Origin of the sequence: Sinomicrobium soli, from assembly GCF_003285545.1 — a bacterium.
GTDB lineage: Bacteria > Bacteroidota > Bacteroidia > Flavobacteriales > Flavobacteriaceae > Sinomicrobium.
In genome coordinates, this window is record NZ_QLNV01000007.1 from 144,675 (window position 1) to 164,729 (window position 20,055).

Sequence of the window (20,055 nt, forward strand, 5' to 3'; positions counted from 1 at the left end):
TGTGAAAGACATGCCTGTTTGTTATGGTATGGTTAAATAAAAATGGTGTTTATTACGATATTGTAATCACGTTTTCCGGAGGGTTTTGCACACGAGGATAAAAACCGATACTACCTCTTGTTTACTGTTGTATTTCCGGAAATATACTGGTCATTATGCTGTTATCTTCAGTTGTTGTTAAAAGCTCATATAGAGAAGGGCAGCCAGGGCAGCCCCTATTACCGGCCCGAATACGGGTATCCAGGCATATCCCCAGCCGTTACTGCCTTTTCCTTTTATGGGCAGCAAGGCATGGACAATACGCGGGCCGAGATCACGCGCCGGGTTGATAGCGTATCCCGTGGTTCCTCCCAGCGACAGCCCGATGGCCCAGACCACAAAGGCTACGGGAAGTGCCCCTATGGACCCGAGCCCTATGGTGGTCCCGTTTCCGTCATTGACTTCCGGGTCTGTAAAATAAAATACGCACACCAGCAGGACAAAAGTTCCGAGGATCTCACTGAGCAGGTTCCTGAAATTATCCGGAATGGCCGGATCGGTACAGAATACCGCTCTTTTAAGGCCGGGATCGTCCGTGGTATCGAAATGGTCCTTATACATGGAATAGGCCAGAAAGGCACCGGTCATGGCCCCGATAAACTGGGCCGCTACATACACGGGTACCTGTTCCCAGGAAAATTTTCCCGCAATGGCAAGTCCGACAGACACCGCCGGGTTCAGATGGGCCCCGCTGTATGGCCCTGCCACTACAACACCTACAAACACGGCCAGTGCCCATCCCGTAGTAATGGCGATCCAGCCACCGGCCTTTCCTTTGGTTCCGTTCAGAATGGTATTGGCTACGATACCTGCCCCGAGTAATATCAGCAGGGCGGTACCCAGAATTTCTGCGACAAATGGTGACATAAGCTAAAGATTAATGTTCCGTCCAGTATTCCAGCGCCCTGATCGCCTTATACCATCCCTCAATTCCTTTTTCTATCTGTTCCCTGTCCTGCGTTGGAGTATACCGGGTATCTTCCTCCCAGTTCTTATTGATCTCCTCCACGTCCTTCCAGTACCCCACGGCCAGTCCGGCGAGGTAGGCCGCTCCGAGGGCCGTGGTTTCCGTAATACGGGGGCGTACTGTTACCGTGTCGAGCACATCGGCCTGGAACTGCATCATCATATTGTTTACCGTAGCTCCCCCGTCTACCCTCAATTCTTCTATATCTATTCCGGAATCGGCTTCCATGGCCTTGAGGATATCCATGGTCTGATAGGCGATCGCTTCCAGGGCGGCCCGTGCAATATGGGCATCGGTAGTACCCCTGGTAATACCGAAAACAGTACCCCTGGCATTCTGGTTCCAGTGCGGCGCACCCAGTCCTGCAAAAGAAGGTACGAAATAGACTCCTTCAGTACTTTCTACCGATCCGGCCAGGCGCTCGACATCTTCAGACCGCTTGATAATATTCAGTCCGTCGCGGAGCCATTGTACAACGGCCCCTCCTATAAAAACACTCCCTTCGAGGGCATATTCCGTTTTACCGTTTATCTTCCACGCTACCGTAGTGAGCAGGTTGTTTTCCGACAGTATGGGTTTTTCTCCTATGTTCATCAGCATAAAACAGCCTGTTCCATAGGTATTTTTCACCATTCCGGGTTTGGTACACATCTGTCCGAACAAGGCAGCCATCTGGTCTCCGGCAATCCCTGCGATCGGGATTTTGGAAGCGAATACGGTGGTCTTGGTATGGCCGTAGACCTCACTGCTCTCTTTCACTTCCGGCAACATGCTTTCCGGAATGCCGAAGAAGTCGAGCAGTTCCCTGTCCCACTCCATGATATGTATATTGAAAAGCAGGGTACGGCAGGCGTTGGTCACATCGGTCACATGCAGTTCTCCCTTGGTAAAATTCCATATGATCCAGGTATCGATGGTCCCCATGACCAGGTCTCCCGCCTCTGCCTTTTCCCTGGCCCCTTCCACGTGGTCCAGTATCCACTTTACCTTGGTCCCGGAAAAATAGGAATCTATGACCAGGCCGGTTTTCCTGCGGATCATTTCGGCCTGCCCGGTTTTTTTCAGGTCTTCACAGTATGCCGAAGTCCTTTTGTCTTGCCACACTATGGCATTATAGACCGGTTTCCCGGTATGCCTGTCCCATACCACTACGGTTTCGCGCTGGTTGGTAATTCCTATCGCGGCTATATTAGTGCCGTTGAACCCGGCCTTGGTAGTAGCCTCGGCAGCCACTCCCGCCTGGGTAGACCAGATCTCGAGAGGATCGTGCTCTACCCACCCCGGTTGCGGAAAATGCTGTGTGAATTCTTTCTGGGCTACAGAGATAATACTTCCCTTCCTGTCGAAAAGAATGGCTCTCGAGCTGGTGGTACCCTGATCCAGTGCCAGAATATACTGTTCCATAATCTGTTTCGTTATTGTATGTTGGTTTTTATATATTGATCTCGTTTAAACTTCCTGTCAATTCAGCACATAATGCCCGGCTATCGTTCTGAAACTATCCACCTGTTTTTCCTGCCATTCCCCGTCTTTTTCCAGTTCACGGGCCATCATTCCCGCCACATCGGGGGCCATTTCTATCGCCGCCCTGGCATCGAGAAACAGCGCCCTCACCCTTCTGGCCAGCACGTCTTCGACGGTTCGCGCCATTTCGTGGCGGACCGCCCATACGACTTCTGCCTTCAGGAACGGAAGTCTTTCATGCAGCCGCTCCCCCAGTTCCGGATGTTCTGCTATCATCTGGTGTATACCGCTTTGGTCACTGCCGTATATATAGAGGTGGTTATTCCGGTCTACAGCTTCCATAGCCCCGTGCAACGGCAGTGATTTTGTCTTACAGGCCTTTCTGGGAAGCATTCCTGCCGATATGGCCTTATCTATGGTATCCTGGGCCATACGCCGAAACGTAGTCCATTTTCCTCCCGTAATGGTAATCAGTCCCGTTTTGGAGAGGATCACCTTATGGCTCCTGGATATTTCCTTGGTTTTCTGCGAGTCTCCCTGTGGTGCCGCCAGCGGCCTGAGCCCGGCAAACACACTCCGTACATCCTTGCGCGTAGCCGGTTTTACCACATACCTGTTAAAAGTTTTCAGGATAAAGTCTATTTCTGTTTCCAGTGCCGTAGGTTCCAGGCAGTGTTCATCCAGCATGGTATCGGTAGTTCCAACGATCAGTTTGTCATGCCACGGCACTACGAACAATATCCTTCCGTCATCGGTTTTCGGGATCATGATCGCATCTTCTCCAGGCAGAAAGGAACGGTCGAATACCAGGTGAACGCCCTGGCTGGGGCGAACCATATTCGGTGCTTCGGGGTTATCCATTTTCAGGATCTCATCGGTAAAGACCCCCGTTGCATTGATCACGGCCTTTCCCTTAAACCGGTAAGTCAGGCCGGTTTCCTCGTCTCTTCCTTCCACACCGCAAACCTTTCCTTCCCCATCTTTAAGCAGGCCGCTGACCTTAAAATAATTCAACAGGCACGCACCTTTTTCCAGGCAGGTCTGTGCAATATTCACGGCCAGCCTGGAATCGTCGAACTGGCCATCCCTGTAACTGACCCCTCCCCTTAAGTTGTCCTGTTTTATCGTTGCCAGCCTGCGTACGGTCTCTTCCTTCCCGATGTGGGTAGACTTCCCGAGGCTCAGCTTACCGGAAAGAAAATCGTAAACCTTGAGCCCTATGGAGTAATACATGCCTTCCCACCACCTGTAATTCGGGATAATAAAGGTCTCGTTCTTAACCAGGTGAGGTGCATTCCTGGAGAGAAGCCCTCTTTCATACAAGGCTTCCCTGACCAGGTCTATGTTTCCCTGCGCCAGGTAACGCACGCCTCCGTGAACCAGTTTGGTGCTTCTGCTCGAGGTTCCCTTGGCATAATCCACCTGTTCCAGCAATAGTGTCTTGAATCCCCTTGTGACACTGTCCAGCGCTACTCCCAGGCCTGTTGCTCCCCCACCTATCACAATAACGTCCCAGTCTTCGGTATGAACCAGCGAATTCAGTATGGAATTTCGGGAATAGATATTTTCAGGTGCCATATTTTTCTATCATTTCAATTTTTACCAAAAATAATAATTTTTTGTTAAAACGAAAGCAAAAACAATAATTAAATTAAAAACGAAACCCTAACACGAAAATATAAGAAATAAAAAGAGGGCCTCTCTTATTTCGTTTTTTATTAGTTTTATTTCGAAAATATAGTTTTTATTATCTTTGCCCTGATATCAAATTTTCCGCTTATGAAGAGACACCAGATTATTCTCGAAATCCTGCAAAAGGACAAATATGTATCGGTCTCTGATCTTTGCGAACGTCTTAAAGTCTCTGCGGTCACCATCAGGAAAGACCTGAAACTGCTCGAAGACAAGGGCCTGCTGTTCCGCACCCACGGGGGGGCATCGCTGGAAAACCCTTATATTACCGACCGGCCTGTAAACGAGAAAGAAAAAGTATATGTAGAGGAAAAACTGGGAATAGCCCAGGCGGCTGCCCGGCTGGTCAGGGAAAATGATTCCATCATCATCGCTTCCGGTACTACGGTACAGGCATTTGCCCGTTCCATTCAGCCGGCGGGACGCCTCAACGTGATCACCTCCTCGCTGAACGTAGCCTTGCAGCTCATTGAACATCAGAATACAGAAGTCATACAACTGGGCGGGCATGTCAGGCATACCTCGTCGTCTACCATAGGTAATTATGCCAAGGCCATCCTGGAAGATATTTCCTGTACCAAACTATTTATGGGTGTAGACGGCATAGACCTGGAATACGGTTGTACCACCACCAGCCTGGAAGAAGCCATGCTGAACAAAAAGATGATGGAAACGGCCCAGAAAAGCTATGTCCTGGCAGATTCCTCCAAATTCGGAAAGAAAAGTTTCGGAAAAATATGTGCGATCGAGGATATTCACCATATCATTACGGACAAGGGTATATCTCCGGCCATTGTAAAAAAGGTAAAGGAAATGGGCATCAAGATCACCGTGGTCTGACAGATTTCCGATCGGCTTCCGAAAAACGAAAGGTTTCGAAACAACCCTGACTATGTCGTGGCCACTCAGCCACCTTCGGGGCACCTTTTAAATCTAAACCAGGAACCTGTAAAAGACGAAACAGAGATGGCTGATTGTCCCGCCCTCCGGCCCGGATGTATCGAAGCCACCAGTACGAAAAAACACTCCTTATTTTATCAATGTGACAAAAATCTTCAAAAAGTTATAATTCTTTCCTACATCAGGGCAATAATTTCACAATTTACGGGTTACCCTATAGTATTGTTTAAATTTTATTCCATTTTACAGCCCTATGAACAAAATCCAGAAATTAATCGTCAAGAAAATGGCCGACGGATACAATCAGCAGGAAGTATCCAATTATCTGAAAAAAAGAGAGATAAAGCCCAATAGTCTCAGTACTATAGAAAAGGAGCTCAAAAAGCTGAAAAAACAGTTCGGCGCCCATACGATCATTCACCTGTTTATGATACTGGTCAAGGAAGGACGCCTGAAAGTTTGAGAAAACAACCTCTTTTCCACAACCGGTCTATGCATATCAGGCACGGCTATGATGGCTGCCCGGTTTGGCCTTTCTCCTGAAAAGCTCGCCGGGGCTCAGCGTTTTATTGGCAACTATCGGCCTGGCGTAAACGGCTACGAAATAGATATATCCCAGGGTCAGGTATATAAAAAGATAGGCCGTTCTCAGTCCCACCCAGTCTCCCAGAGCCCCTACGATCAAGGGGATAAGGGCCCCTCCGAAAATCCCGGAACACAATATCCCCGAAAAGGAACCGTGGTGCAGGCTTATGGAATTCAATGCCAGGGAAAAAATAATGGAGAACATGACAGATATAAAGAACCCGGTAAGCGGAAAGGTGTACAATGCCATTGTACCGGGGCCAAAGACGGCCATACTGAAGACAATCGCCGTACAGACCACCGCAACTTTCAGGACTGCCCTGGAGTCCCATAATTTTAAAAGGGCCAGCCCCAACAGGCATCCGGCAGACATTAGCCCCCAGAACCACCCTACGGCCCTTGCACCCTCACCTTCCGGTGCAAATCCGTGATAGGTACTCAAAAACTCAGACATCCAGTTGGCCAGTGCCTGCTCTGTACCTACATAAGCCACGATACCCAGAAAGAACAGCAAAACCTCCTTTTTCCCGAGCAGCATGATATAAGTTTCCAAAGCCCCGGATTTCTCATCTTCCTTAAGCTTTACAACCGGAATCCTCAGCAGGTATATAAGAGCGAACATCAGGACAAAGATCAGGGTAAAAAGCCAGTACAGGGCAGTCCAGTCGGGATGGTCGCCCACCAGTGTGCCCAGAGCCGAGGTCAACAGATTGGCCCCGGGGTTTTCCGAGAGTGTCCGTACCAGGTAAGAAAAGACAAACGGGCTTAGGAAAGAAGCCAGTCCGAAAACGAGTTGCCCCATTACCGAATAAAAAGCAAAGTTCTCTTCTCCTCCCGCCGTTCTCATTAACGGATTGATGATGACCTGCAACATGGCCATTCCCATCCCGATGGCAAACAATGATATGAGAGCTATCTCATACAACGGGTAAAAGGAAAATAATGCCGCCCCGGTAAAATTCAGGCCAAAAGCTATTAACATAGACCTTTTTTCCCCTATTTTTTCTATGAGCATTCCTGCGGGTATGGACATAATTCCGTATGCCAGAAAAAAAGAAAACGGGAGGAATGCAGCCATGGTAAGGCTCAGTTTGTACGTTTTGATGATTACAGGCATCAAGGGCCCCAGGATATTAGTGACAAACGATATCACAAACCATATCAAAAGGATGACTACTACTACCAGTCTACTTCGTTTCATATTGAATCTGATTTTAATGAAAAGACCCTGCCGGCGCTTCCGAGGCATCCCGCCAGGTTTCCTAATTTCGCGGCTACGATCAAGGTGTTGGCTATGGCATCTCTCATGGCCAATACAGAGGTGCGCGCCCTGAGTGCCTCTATATAAAAGTCGCCAGCCTGTGCAATTCCCCCACCTATGATCACCCTTTGCGGACTGAAAATATTGACCAGGCCGGCTATACCGGCAGCCAGATAGTCAAAATGCCAGTTCATTACCGCTATGGCTTCCGGGTCGCCGTCCAGGTAATCCCGGACCAGTATTTCCCCGCTTATCCCGGTATTGTCTTTCCCCTTGACCCGGGCGTAGCGGGTAATCAGGGCTCTGGTGGAGGCATAGGCTTCGAGGCATCCCGTTCCTCCGCAGGAACAGGCAAGCCCTCCTTTTTCTACAATAATATGTCCCAGTTCGGCTCCCCTGTTCCCGTATCCGCCGTATATTTCACCATTTACGATCATTGCCCCGCCGATACCCGTACCGATCGTCAGGAAAACAGCATCCGAAATATGTTCCGCACAGCCATACATTACCTCTCCCCATCCCATCATATTGGCATCATTATCTGCAACAACGGTTTTTATTCCTGTTTGTCGGGAGATGATCTCCGCAAGCGGGATGTTATCAAATCCGGTCAGGTTGTCCGCACCGCCCACTACGATGCCGTCAGAAACGATACCGGGAAAGCCTATTCCGGCACCTACCAAACGTCCGCCGCGTTCGCCAACCTGTTTCCTGCAATCGTCGATAGCCTGCCGGATCAATGAGATCACCTCCTGTACCGATGCATGCTCTTTCACCGGCAATTTTGAGGAGAAACCGATATTTCCCTCCGGATCTGCAAAAGCATACTTGACGAATGTTCCGCCTACATCTATACCTGCGGCATAATCTGTAATCATAGCTCTTATACGTTTTATTACATTGTATTACTTTACCGGTAGTGATCTTCTGAAGGGGTCCCCGGGTACCGGAAAGCCCTGTTCAAAAAGGATCTTTCTCCTGATCAGTGAAAAGGTTTATGCTCCTCCTCCGAAGTGGTCACCTCATGATCTCCTCCCCTTTTATCCTGTTTCAGTTCCATATGCTTCGTAGGGATGTAACCGAAATACTGCTTAAAGCTGGTAGAGAAATAAGACGGTGAATTAAACCCGCTCATATAGGCTACCTGTGCCGTAGTGTATTTTTGGGACTCTATGAGTTTTACGGCCTTGTTAAACCGTACCCTCTTGATGAAATCCGTAGCCGATTCGCCCGTAATAGCCTTGAATTTCAGGTAGAGGTTAGAACGGCTCATCCCGATCTTTTTACTGAATTCCTCTACCGAAAAATCCGGTTCCGCAATGTTTTCCTCCACGATGTGCAAGGCTTCATTGAGGAATTCCTCGTCTCTCTCGTTATGTGCTATATTTTCCGGGATCACCTCTTTACTTCTGGCATAGTATTCCCTGAGCCGTTTTCTGGATTTTATAATATTTTCAATCTTGGCATGCAGCAACCTGATCGAGAACGGCTTGGTCACATAATCATCGGCGCCCGTTTCAAAACCCTCGATCTGCTGGTCGAGCTCTTTTTTTGCCGTCAGGAGAATAACCGGTATATGGCTGGTCCGGATATTCTGTTTGATCTTTTTGCAAAAGGTAAAACCGTCCATTTCCGGCATCATAATGTCACAAACCACCATATCGACATATATGTTGCCGATGATGTCCAGGGCTTCCCTGCCATCGGATGCCGTAACTACGGCATAGTGCTTCGCAAAGTATTCTTCCAGGTAATTGACGATCTCTATATTGTCTTCAACGATCAGTAGTTTTTCCCTTTGGTCTTCTTCCTGTACCAGGTCGTCGAATTCCATCTCATTCCTTTCATTCAGCAGTTTGATCTCTTCTTTCAGCGGTTCCCCGTCATCTTTTTTATCACCTGCATCACCTGTTTGCTCCAGGGGAAGCATTACGATAAAGGACGCCCCCTTTTCAGGGCAACTTTTCACCTCTATAAAGCCATTGTGCTCCTCTACCAACCGCCGGGTAAGTGCCAGGCCGATACCTGACCCCAGCCCGTTCTCACTCCTGTTTACCTGGTAGAACCTTTCAAAAATGCGTTCCTGGAGATCTTCTGCAATACCTATGCCCGAATCTCTTATTTCCATCACCGCATACCCATCTTCCGAACGGGATAGCTTAAATTCTACACTTCCCCCTTCCCGGGTAAACTTAAAGGCATTGGAAAGGAGATTGAAACAGATCTTTTTAATACTGTCCTTGTCAAATGTCGCCATTAGCTCGGCCTCTGTGGTACGATAGGTGTATTTAAGGTTCTTTTTATTGGAAAGCGGGGCAAAACTGGTATAAATATCATGTGTAAACCCCACCAGGTCGGCTGTACTTTTGTTCAGGTGGAAAGAGCCGAGTTCCACTTTCCTGAAATCCATCAGCTGGTCTACGAGAAACAACAGTCTTTTGGTATTCAGCATGATAAGATGCAATTGTTTTTTGACAAACTTGTCTACAGAGGTATTGTTCAGTATTTCTTCTACCGGGGCGAGAATCAGTGTTAAGGGGGTTCTGAACTCGTGCGACACATTGGTAAAGAACTCCATCTTCATTTTATTGACAGCCTCACTTTTTTCCCTTTCTATCCGCTCTATTTTCAACTGGTGAAGCGTACGCAGCCGCTCGGTGACTACCCGGTAAGCTATATAGACTCCCGCTACAAATACTACTGCCAGCAAAACATAAAACCAGCCGGAGTTCCACCAGTAAGGAAGTACGCTGACCGCTATGGCACGTACAGCACTGCGTCCCCCCTTAGGGCCTACGGCACGAACCTGCAGGTGGTAAGTACCCGCCGGAAGGTTGGCATATGAAGCCCTGGGGGTTTCCTCGGTGGTTTGCCATTGCTGGTCATACCCGTCCAGTTTATACAGGTAGGTTATCTTATTGGGAGAAATATAGTTGAAAGCATTGAAGTAGAAGGTAAACTGTTTCTGATCGGGTTCGAACACTACTTTTTTTACCTCGTTGATATGCCTGTTCAGGGTAGGATTTTCATTTTCAGGATTTACGCGATCGTTATAGATATCCAGCCCTGTAAAGGTTATTTCCAGCTTCAGCGGTTCCTGCCTGATCAATTCCGGGTAAAAATAGGAGACCCCGTTTATCCCCCCGAAAAGCATCATACCGTCCGATGCCTTATAAAAGGCATGCAAGTTGAACTGGTTACTCTGCAAGCCGTCTTTATGATCGAAAAGCTGCACCTGCCGGCTGTCGGGATCAAACCGTGCCAACCCGTTGTTGGTAGATATCCACAGGGCCCCCTCTTCATCCGCAAGTATCCCGTAAATAACATTGTTCGGGAGTCCGTCTGAAGTATTGTATACCGTAAAGCCCTCTTTCTCATCGTAACACCTCAGTCCGTTACGTGTACCTATCCATATACGTCCTTTTCCGTCTTCAGCGATACAGGTTACCACGTCCTTATTCAGCGCTTCCCCCCCTTCGGTACCCTTCAAAGGATCGAAAAGCATCTTATCGGGATAGAAAATATTCACCCCCTGCGTGGTTCCGATCCATATCCTGTGCCGGGTATCTTCCAGCATATAGGTGATCTGATCGGAAGTAAGCCGGTTGCCTACCTTGTCCAGGTAAAAATGCGAAAATGTTCCCCGGGAAGGATCAAACAGGTCGAGACCGCTCCGGGTTCCGACCCATATTCTATTACTGTGGTCTTTCAGCAGGGCATAGACCATATTACCCGAAATGCTTTCCGGATCATCGGGAACATGCTTATACTTGATATTCTTTCCCGTAACCGGGTTGAAATAATTGAGCCCGGCATTGTGGGTCCCTATCAGCAGATTTTCTTTTTCATCAAAGACAATGGCCTTGATGTTATTCGAGCTCAGGGACCCCTGTACCGTTTCATCGTGGGAGTAAAACCTTACCCTGTTCTTTTTCCGGTCCCAGTAGTTCAGTCCCTTGTCATTGGAACCTATCCAGAAATTTCCCTTGCTGTCTTCCCTGATCACATTGACTACCTGGTCGTTCAAAGCCACGGTACCGCTGTTAAAATTCAGGAGGTTAAATTTTATATCGTTCCTGTGATAATAATTTACGCCCCCGTAATAGGTTCCGAGCCACATGCCTCCCTGCTTGTCCCTGTAAATGGAGCGCACGGAATTCTGACTGATGGTATACGGTACTGCAGAGGAATGATAGTAATTGGTAAAGCTGCCTTTACCGGTATCCAGGATAGACAGCCCCCGGAAGCTTCCGATCCACAGGAAACCTTCGTTATCCATTTTAATACTTCTCACGGTATTGTCGGCCAGGGAATTCGGGTCTCCTGTTCTGTGGAGGTACTGTTTCCACGATTCGTCCTGATCCCCGTAACACAGCAGGCCTCCTTCTTCGGTTGCTATCCACAGCCTGTTTTCATCCGGCAGCAGGTCGTTGACCATAAAAGTGAGGTTTTCCGGATGAACGGCCCGGAGCATTGCCGTACCGGGCTGAAAGCTGAACAAGCCTTCATCAGTACCTATATAGAGCAGATCACCTTTCCACAACAATGCATTGATACGGTGTATATTGAGGCTGACCTCATTGAATTTCAGCTGTTCAAAACGGGGCGCTCCCTCTTTCAGGTAGAAGATTTGCCCGCTGTTTGACCCTACCCACAAGACCCCGTTCTCATCTTCGGTCATCGACGAAATAAACCACTCTCCCGATTTATATGGCAATGTGAAATTGGTAAAATCATCAGAAGTATAATTATACCTGCTCACCCCCTTGTTGCCTCCTATCCACAACCTGTCGCGGCTGTCCCTGAAAAGCGATCGGATATAGGCCGACTGCAGGCTTGCTGCATTTCCGTCGGCAGGCCGGTACGTGGTAAAAGACCTGCCGTCATAACGATTAAGCCCGTCCTGGGTACCCATCCATATAAATCCCAGTGCCCCCTGTACTATACTGAACACCGTACTTTGAGAAAGCCCGTCGTCTACGGAAATACTCCGGAAATACCGCATTTCGAGACTGTCCCTTTGCACCGAAGCCCTGCCGTAGTTACCCTGTGGCAGCAGGAAGATCAATACCAACACCATATGCAGGTAAAGGGTATACATACGTGTTTTCATAAACAGTACGCTACGACAACGCGCTGTCGTGTTTACAAAACCCGTATGGTGTCCCGGTACGGGTTCCAGGCGTTCTCCTCGCTTGTTCATTCCGGTCAATATCTGGTTATCTGGTGATGCCTTCCACATCAAAATTATCTCCTGTTTCCCCGCACCATCCCGACAATTGCCTGCGAAGTGCGGAAAGTATTTCCTGGTGTTCCCGGGAGAAGACCAGGTTGTTCATCTCTCCCCCATCAGCGGCGAGATCAAACAATTGTTCTTTTAGCTCTCCCTTGTCGTACACAATGTATTTGTATTGATCCGTTATGATCGTCCGGCCCCTTATGCCGAGAGATTTATCGTTGAGGGCAAATTCGGTTTCCGCAATGATAAACGGACGGGATATCGCGGTTTTATCTCCCGTTGCTTCCGGTTTCAGGCTTATACCTCTTAGCCCGGAAGGCAGTTCTGCCCCGGTAAAATCACATACCGTCGGGAACAGGTCAAGCCCGGTGTTGACCAACAGCTCTGCTGTTACATCCTGGCGTACTCCGGGGCCCGTGATAATAAACGGAACGTGGACAGATTCTTCGTAGAGCACCTGTTTCTGGTTCCACTTATGTGCGGCATTTCCATCTCCGTGATCACTGGTAAAAATAATGACAGTATTGTCTATCAGGTTATTTCTTCTCAATGATTCTATGACCCTGCCGATATAATAATCCACCTTTTCCACCAGGCGGTAATATGCCCAGCGATACTGCCGCCACCGGTCTTCCGACCAGTCTACGGTAGGATAGGTCTTAAAGTCTACCTGCTGTGCCCTGACAATATCGGGCTCGAGATCGGGTATAGCGTAATTCGGGGGAAGCGGCGGACATGCTTCGGGTGCCGGGGCATTGGTCAACTCATCCGAACGGAGTTCGTCTCCCCTGGCCCATTCGCATATATCGTGCGGGTTTTCAAAAGAAGTGACAAGAAAGAAGGGCTCATCTTTATGCTCCTTTAAAAAACGCGCTGCATACGATGGTATGGAGGCATCTTTCCAGTCGCTCCTGCTGGTATTCTCTATATAATCAAAGCCGTGGTGCTCCTTGTCGGCAATATCCACCGGCATATGCCATTTCCCTACATATCCTGTCCGGTATCCTGCCTTATGCACGGTTTTGCCCAGCATTTCCCACTGCCGGGAAAGTTTGTCTCCGGGGCCTGCATTTATCGTAATGCCTGTTTCATGCGGCATTCTCCCCGTAAACATGCTTACCCTCGAAGGGGTACACAGCGGCTGGGCACAATACGCCCGGGAGTAGCGGACACCGCGACGTGCAAGCCAGTTCATATTCGGGGTGCTGAGATAGGTATTCCCGGCGGCCTCCATAGCCGTGGCTGTCTGCTGATCGGTCATAATAACCAGAACATTGGGCCTGCCGGTACCTTGCTGCCCGAAACCGTCTGCCCACCATACCAAACACAGTATTACCGGCAGTATATTTTTTATAAAGATACATATTCTCATATTAAAGCTGTAATTATCGGTTCTACAGGGAATATCTCTTTGATGTCCCAATATAAAAACATAAAACAGTACTACAAATCGTTTTCGCTACTCCAGGTAGTTATATATACTATCCAGGTCAAATATCCGTATCGCTTCTTCACTCGGCCTGGGGGTCTTGTCAATTTCACTAAAATATTCGGTATCGTCCCATATTATTTTTCCCCCTGTTTCCCGGGGATCGCCGGTCGACCTTAAATACGTTACCATCCGGGACAACAGTGAGTCCTTCAATGCCGCATACTCCGGGTCTGCAGCGAGATTGTGCAACTGATAAGGATCGTTCTTTATGTCGTACAATTCGTCTGCCGGTCTTTTGGCAAAGGCCAGATCAAAGGCTTTCCGGGCAGACGGTTTGTCCTTGTTTTTCAGGATATAGAATTTCGCCGGACCGGGATAGTTCAGCATATACGGATCTACATCCCCGTACAGGGGCGGGTCTCCTGCCGGCCAGCGCGACGGCTCATAGTTCCGTATATACAGAAAGTCGCGGGTCCTAATGGCCCTTCCGGGGTATCCCAGTCCGTGCTGCCTTACGAAAGCATGGCGTTCTCTCCCGTACACTACAAAATCCCTTTTTGTATACTCCTTATCTTCGAACAGCGGTAGCAGGCTTTTACCCGTCATATATTCAGGAATATCCACACCGGCCACATCGAGGAAGGTAGGGGCCAGGTCTTTCAGGGTAACCAGGTTTTCCAGGGACCCATTTTTCTTTAGTCTCTCCGGCCAGTACACGATCAGGGGAACGCGTGTTCCGAAATCGTATAAATTGGCCAGCCCCCTGGGCATCTGCCACCCGTTATCACTGCATATTACCACTATGGTATTGTCCAGTTCGCCGCTGTTTTTCAACGCTTCCATGATGGCTCCCACTTCCTGGTCGAAAAGTTGTATGGCCGCATAGTAATCTGCCATATCCAAACGAACATCTCCGGTATCCGGAAGATAGGGAGGAACTTCTATCCGCGAAAGGTCGATCCCGGCTTTTTGGCCCGAACCTACCTCGTAGGGACGGTGCGGGTGAAGACTGTTAAACCAGTAATGCCAGGGTTGTCCCTCTTTTTTAGACTTGAGAAAGGTGTTAAAATCATCATACCTGTTTCCCCCGGGGTTCCGCGGCCGGCCATTGGCTTCATAGCTTCCCGGGCCCCAGCCTTTACCGTCGAACCCTACCTGGTAGCCGGCCGCTTCCAGTATATCCGGATAGACCTCGAACTTTACGGGAAGTATGCCCCACAGGTTGGCCCCGTCTTCAATCCTCCAGATGTCCTGCCCCGTAAGCATGGAGGCACGGGCCGGGGTGCAGGAAGGTGAATTACAGAAAGCATTGTTAAAACGGACGCCTTGCCGGGCCACTTTATCGATATTCGGTGTTTTCACCACTTTATCACCATAGATCCCGAGGTGGTCCCAGTTGTGATTGTCAGACATCAACAGCAGGATATTGGGTCTCGGTTCTGCCCGGGCTTCCTTCTTTTTCCCGTTTGAGATACAGGCCGTGAGAAGTATCAGCAAAGAAGCTGTAATACTCAGTGTAACTGTTTTCATTCTCATTTAGTTTATTAGCTCTTAGTTCTTAGTTACTGTCAGGTTGGCGGCTTTGATAGTGTTTATCACTGACGGTATCTCTTTCAGTCGGATCAGTATCCTTATATCTGAGCTGTAGTTCCTTCAGTTGCTCTTTTAGCTTTTCCACTACCTGCCGGTATTCGGGATGGTGAAAGAGATTGTTCATTTCCTTCGGGTCATTCTGCAGGTCGTATAGCTCCCACTCATCGATATCATTGTAAAAACGGATCAGCTTATACCGTTCCGTCCTGATGCCGTAATGTCTTTTTACCATATGCCATGACGGATATTCATAGTAGTGATAATACATTGCCTTACGCCAGTTTCCAGGGGCCTTTCCGGAATTGTCCATGACAGGCCTCATGGATGCCCCCTGCATGCTTTCCGGGATCTCTATCCCCGCATAATCCAGGAAGGTAGGTGCAAAATCAAGGTTCATCACCAGTGCATCAGATACAGTACCTGCAGCTATTTTTTCCGGATACCGGATCATCAATGGGGTACGCAGGCTCTCTTCATACATAAAACGCTTGTCGAAAAAACCGTGTTCCCCCAGGAAAAAGCCCTGATCCGAGGTATACACTATAATGGTATTATCCAGTTCTCCCTGCTTCTCCAGGTAATCCATAAGCCGGCCTACATTTTCATCCACAGCTACCACACACGCCAGGTAGTCTTTCATGTATTGCTGGTATTTCCACCGTACCAGGTCGTCTCCCTCCGGGCGGAGCCGTTCGAACTCTGCGACCCGCCTGTCATACACCTTGCTCCACGCCGCTTTTTCTTCACCGGTCATCCGGTTATATACCTCGAGGAACCTCGCCTTGTCCGTAGATTTATCATTGGCGTGTTCGAAGTCGTCCTCTTTGGTATCCCCGAACCGATGCCCGGCAGCAATCCCGGTCAGGGAGTCGAGCTCCCGTGCCGTTGCCAGTTTGAGATCCCAGGCTTCCATCATATCCGTCGAAATATTCATCAGCTGTTCTTTGGCCGCCCTTCCCCTGCCGCTGAAATTGTCAAGCAGGTTACCGGGTTCGGGAAAAGTCACGTCGTCAAACATCCCGAGGTGCCGTGTGGCAGGCATCCAGTTGCGATGCGGTGCCTTTTGCTGATAGATCATCAGAAAAGGCTTGTCCTTATCCCTGCTTTCAAGAAACCCGATGGCCTTATCGGTAACAACATCCGTTACATATCCCGCTTCGGTAATACGTTTCCCGTTTTCTATAAAATCAGGGCGGTAATACTGCCCCTGGTTGGGCAGGATACTGTAATAGTCAAACCCTACCGGGGCCGACCCCAGGTGCCACTTTCCGATCATGGCGGTCTGGTACCCTGCTTTTTTAAGGAGCTGGGGATAGATCACCTGGGTACTGTCAAATACCTTCGAGTTATCGGTAAGCCCGTTTATATGACTGTATTTACCTGTGAGAATGACCGCCCTGGACGGGCCGCATATCGAATTGGTCACAAAACAATTCTTAAAAAGAATACCTTCTTCAGCAATACGGTCGATGTGCGGGGTGGAAACATACCTTTGGTCATAAGCACTTATGGCCTGTGTGGTATGGTCATCGGTCATGATGAAAATAATATTCGGCTTTTTCTCCTCTGCTCCCTTTTTGCCAGCCTCTTTACACGCCGCCATAAAAAGCAGTAAAACCACTATGCCGTAACTATTGAGAGTTTTCATGTTCATCCTGTTAGTCCATCCTCTCGGTGATAATCAGTTTCGGCGCCACTTCGTCCCCGGTTTCTCTCGAGCCATAGAATAACCGCTGCCCCAGGGTGTTTACCGTGGTAAGCCTCACCGATAGTTTTCCGTCTGTTTCCGTCTGCAACTTGTCGGTAACATCAAATTTGTGTTCTATACCCGAATCAGCGCTGCTGCCTATGAGATAGTTGCTGGTATAAGTAGCCAGGGGCGTTGTTTCCGATGCCGGTTTGGTATTGGCGGTAACCGTCATTTCTCCCCACGAATCATCGCTTACATAAAACAAGGACTGGGTAGTAGGGCCTCCGTAATTGGTTTCCGCATTTTTCCAGTTGCTTTCCCTGATAGTGGTCAACACGACCTGGGCATCAATGATCCGTCCGGGATCTATACCTTCCAGGTCAAATTTAAAATAGCATTCGCGAAAATCATTATCCGAATTACCGTCACTGACCACCAGGCTCGTCTTGTCCCCTCCGTTGTCATCCGAATTACCGGAACCATTCCTGCCCCGGGTCCAGGCGTCGGCCTCTACGATAATTTCAGATACTTTTGTCGGCAGATCGTCATCCACGATCTCCAGTTCGTACTCCAGAATATTGCCGGGGAACAGGTTCTTTCCCATATCATCGAGTAGCAGTACTACCGTTTTGTTGCCTTCTATGGCCCCGTTATCTACCGGGGTGATCTCAAATTCAATACCGGTAGTCCCCGCAGCATAAGGCACCTGCATATACCCGTCGCTCAGGGAAATTCCTGTGGTAAAGTCTGTTTCGGGTACGGCGGTACCACTCACTTTGATACCCAGTGTTCCGGATAATGATGTCGCCTCCGATAATTCCAGGCTTACTCTGGCCGGTTCGGTGCTGTTTTCCTGAACAACCCCCTCAGCTGCGGCAAACTGGATAAAAGGCGGTATGGGTTCGTTCTCCAGTACGTCAATGGTGAGTTCGGCAAATATCTGGTTGTTGTCGTCCCTGGAACCTTTATTGGATGCTATGAGAAAAGCCCCTTCCCCCTCCAGGTTCTTCAGGAGCACTTTTACCTTCCTGATCCCATCCTTATCGCCGTTGTATTCCCCGTCATCTGCAGGAACAAAGACAAAACTCATTATCTCCTGGTCCGGCTTGATGGAAAAGAGGCTGTCCATGCTATCTCCCGGTAGCATAAACACGTCGCCTTCCACATCCGAACTGTCTGCCACAATTTCAAAGGACACGCTGTTGAACAACCTTTTGGATACCCCCACCTGTATTTCGGCAGAGGTTTCTCCTTCCCTTACCACTGCGGTATCTTTTAGAAATCCTATGGCTGCCCCGGGTTCACGGTCCATTCCGTAACTGGGGCTATCATCTGTTCCGCAGGAAACCAGTAGCAATAACAGGAGTGCCAGTACGCATCCCGGTATAAATCCCGGTGTGTTTTGATTATATATAGCTGTGATCTTCATATTCACTGATTTTTATTTGCTTGACATTTATCTGTACCCGTTATTGGTCGGGTCCGTTTCGAGAATTGCCGGGTTCTGGCTGATCTCCGCGGAGAAAGGAATGGGCAGTAACACATGCTTATCCTGTATATTATAGGCCGGAAGATAGTCCGTTTCCTTATCAAAGCCCTGGGCTACCATTTTGGTCCCGGTCTCTTTTACGGTCTCGACCAGTATACCCCATCTTACCAGGTCGGGTTTCCTGAGGTTCTCAAAAGCCAGCTCCCATTTCCTCTCATTCCTGATCTGCTGACGGAACTGCTCACCCGGACCACCGCTAAGATCAACTTCCGCATCGGGGGCATCAGGGTTCAGGGCACGGGCATTCCTTCGCACCTGGTTAATGGCTTCATAGGCATTATTTATAGTTACTCCGGGAGGTAATGTACCGCCGTTCATCACGGTTTCATTAACACTTTCTGCCAACATTAAAAGTACGTCGGCATACCGGATAACCGGCCAGTTCATGATATCGTAATTCTTATCGGGTGATATTGACCCTATCAGGTATCTCCTGAATTTTCCCGCTCCCCATTTCAATTGTTGCCGCTGCAGCGGTACGAATTCATCGTCATTGTTAATTTCGAATTGTGCAATGGTCCAGTCCCTTCTCAGGCTGTCTCCCTCTTCATACGAATCAAAAAACGTAGGCAGGGGATATCTTCTCGGGGCCCCGCGGCCATAACTGGAATTATCGGCCTGTTGGACTCCGTGCCATACGCCTACGGTACTGGCATCTCCCCTTGTACTTCCCTGAAAGGAAAAATGCACCTCCCACATACTCGATCTCAGGTCGTATACTTTTTCGGCCAGGTTGCGGAAAACCTGTGGAAAGGGCTGGTCAAAATCTCCGCCGATCCCTACGGGTGCTATGGTCGTGTTTAACTGGTGTTCACCACCGGACACCACGGCCCAGGCCTGTTCTGCCGCTTTTTCAAATTTCGATGTATCCTGCACGGGGTACCCTGCCCAATTGAGATAAATACGGGCCAGGATGCCCTGTGCAGCTCCCTTATTAATTCTTCCCGCAGATTTTACTGCCGAGGCGGGGGGCAGATATGCGATGGCCTGAAGCATATCGGCCTCTATCTGCTGATATACTTCTTCTTTCGGGGCCCTTTGCGACTGTAATTCGTCCAGAGATATCTCCGAACTCAACCTGAGGGGTACATCTCCCCAGTTTTTCACCAGTTGGAAATACATAAAACCTCGAAGGAAATACGCATCTCCCAGGATATTATTATAGGCATTCAGGTCTGCCGTTTCCTCGTCTGAAGGATCTTCGATCTCCGCCTGCCTGTCGCGTAATGCCGTAACCCTGTCAATGACCAGGTTGGCCCTGTTTATCCCGTCGTAAAAGGCTGTCCATACCTGTCCTATCCATCCGTTGTTCTCCTGTATCTGGTAATTGGCCAGCATATCATCGTCCAGCCCCCTGTTCTGACGCCAGTACCGCTCGAGGTCGGTCCCGGAATGAAAATACAGTAAGTATCCTCTTCCGTACAGGTCTTCCGTGCCCAGTACGTCGTATACCCCCATCAGGCCCAGTTCGGCCGAGTTGACATCCGTAAAAAAATTGTCTCCTGTAAAATCGGAATACACTTCTTCTTCCAGGTCCTTCTCACATCCGGTAATTGCAAAGAGCATTAATACGGGGATAATAACCCGGAGTACACTCTTCTTATTCAATATTGTCTTCATACTCAAGTTTTAAAAATTAGGAAT

The 20,055-nt window shown here is 48.9% G+C and carries 13 protein-coding genes; 2 read left to right on the forward strand and 11 right to left on the reverse strand.

The window, feature by feature from the left end:
- Window positions 1-177 precede the first annotated feature (177 nt).
- From DN748_RS11070 to DN748_RS11080, 3 genes are read right to left on the reverse strand one after another with little or no spacing between them, the layout of a single operon-like run.
- Window positions 178-906, reverse strand: a complete 729-nt coding sequence (locus DN748_RS11070; protein ID WP_112371893.1) for an MIP/aquaporin family protein — start codon at window positions 904-906, stop codon at window positions 178-180.
- Between the two features lie 10 nt (window positions 907-916).
- Window positions 917-2,410: a glycerol kinase GlpK gene (gene glpK, locus DN748_RS11075; RefSeq protein WP_112371894.1), complete on the reverse strand. Its 1,494-nt coding sequence runs from the start codon at window positions 2,408-2,410 to the stop codon at window positions 917-919.
- Window positions 2,411-2,467: 57 nt separating this feature from the next.
- Window positions 2,468-4,048, reverse strand: a complete 1,581-nt coding sequence (locus DN748_RS11080) for a glycerol-3-phosphate dehydrogenase/oxidase (protein WP_112371895.1) — start codon at window positions 4,046-4,048, stop codon at window positions 2,468-2,470.
- A gap of 201 nt (window positions 4,049-4,249) precedes the next feature.
- Between DN748_RS11080 and DN748_RS11085 the strand changes: the two genes are divergently transcribed.
- Both DN748_RS11085 and DN748_RS18990 read left to right on the forward strand, forming a co-directional pair.
- On the forward strand, window positions 4,250-5,002 hold the full coding sequence (locus tag DN748_RS11085) for a DeoR/GlpR family DNA-binding transcription regulator (protein WP_112371896.1): 753 nt from the start codon (window positions 4,250-4,252) through the stop codon (window positions 5,000-5,002).
- Between the two features lie 313 nt (window positions 5,003-5,315).
- The gene (locus DN748_RS18990; RefSeq protein ID WP_146746598.1) at window positions 5,316-5,525 is read left to right on the forward strand and encodes a hypothetical protein; all 210 of its coding nucleotides are present in this window, start codon (window positions 5,316-5,318) and stop codon (window positions 5,523-5,525) included.
- Window positions 5,526-5,561: 36 nt separating this feature from the next.
- Here DN748_RS18990 and DN748_RS11090 read toward each other — a convergent pair whose 3' ends face one another.
- The 8 genes from DN748_RS11090 to DN748_RS11125 form a co-directional block, all read right to left on the reverse strand.
- On the reverse strand, window positions 5,562-6,848 hold the full coding sequence (locus DN748_RS11090; protein ID WP_112371897.1) for an MFS transporter: 1,287 nt from the start codon (window positions 6,846-6,848) through the stop codon (window positions 5,562-5,564).
- The gene (locus tag DN748_RS11095; RefSeq protein ID WP_112371898.1) at window positions 6,845-7,786 is read right to left on the reverse strand and encodes an ROK family protein; all 942 of its coding nucleotides are present in this window, start codon (window positions 7,784-7,786) and stop codon (window positions 6,845-6,847) included. The genes DN748_RS11090 and DN748_RS11095 overlap by 4 nt, the downstream gene beginning before the upstream one ends.
- 104 nt (window positions 7,787-7,890) lie before the next feature.
- Complete coding sequence (locus DN748_RS11100; RefSeq protein ID WP_201741468.1) at window positions 7,891-12,111, reverse strand: hybrid sensor histidine kinase/response regulator transcription factor; 4,221 nt, start codon at window positions 12,109-12,111, stop codon at window positions 7,891-7,893.
- A 16-nt stretch (window positions 12,112-12,127) separates the two neighbouring features.
- Entirely contained in the window at window positions 12,128-13,519 is a 1,392-nt protein-coding gene (locus tag DN748_RS11105; protein WP_112371988.1) for a sulfatase family protein, read from the reverse strand.
- An 87-nt stretch (window positions 13,520-13,606) separates the two neighbouring features.
- Entirely contained in the window at window positions 13,607-15,109 is a 1,503-nt protein-coding gene (locus tag DN748_RS11110; RefSeq protein ID WP_112371899.1) for a sulfatase family protein, read from the reverse strand.
- A gap of 28 nt (window positions 15,110-15,137) precedes the next feature.
- Window positions 15,138-16,820 (reverse strand): sulfatase family protein, encoded by a 1,683-nt coding sequence (locus DN748_RS11115; protein ID WP_112371989.1) that lies wholly within the window; start codon window positions 16,818-16,820, stop codon window positions 15,138-15,140.
- Window positions 16,821-16,830: 10 nt separating this feature from the next.
- Window positions 16,831-18,291, reverse strand: coding sequence for a CBM96 family carbohydrate-binding protein (locus DN748_RS11120; RefSeq protein WP_112371900.1), 1,461 nt, complete (start codon window positions 18,289-18,291; stop codon window positions 16,831-16,833).
- Between the two features lie 27 nt (window positions 18,292-18,318).
- Complete coding sequence (locus DN748_RS11125) at window positions 18,319-20,031, reverse strand: RagB/SusD family nutrient uptake outer membrane protein (RefSeq protein WP_112371901.1); 1,713 nt, start codon at window positions 20,029-20,031, stop codon at window positions 18,319-18,321.
- Window positions 20,032-20,055 lie beyond the last annotated feature (24 nt).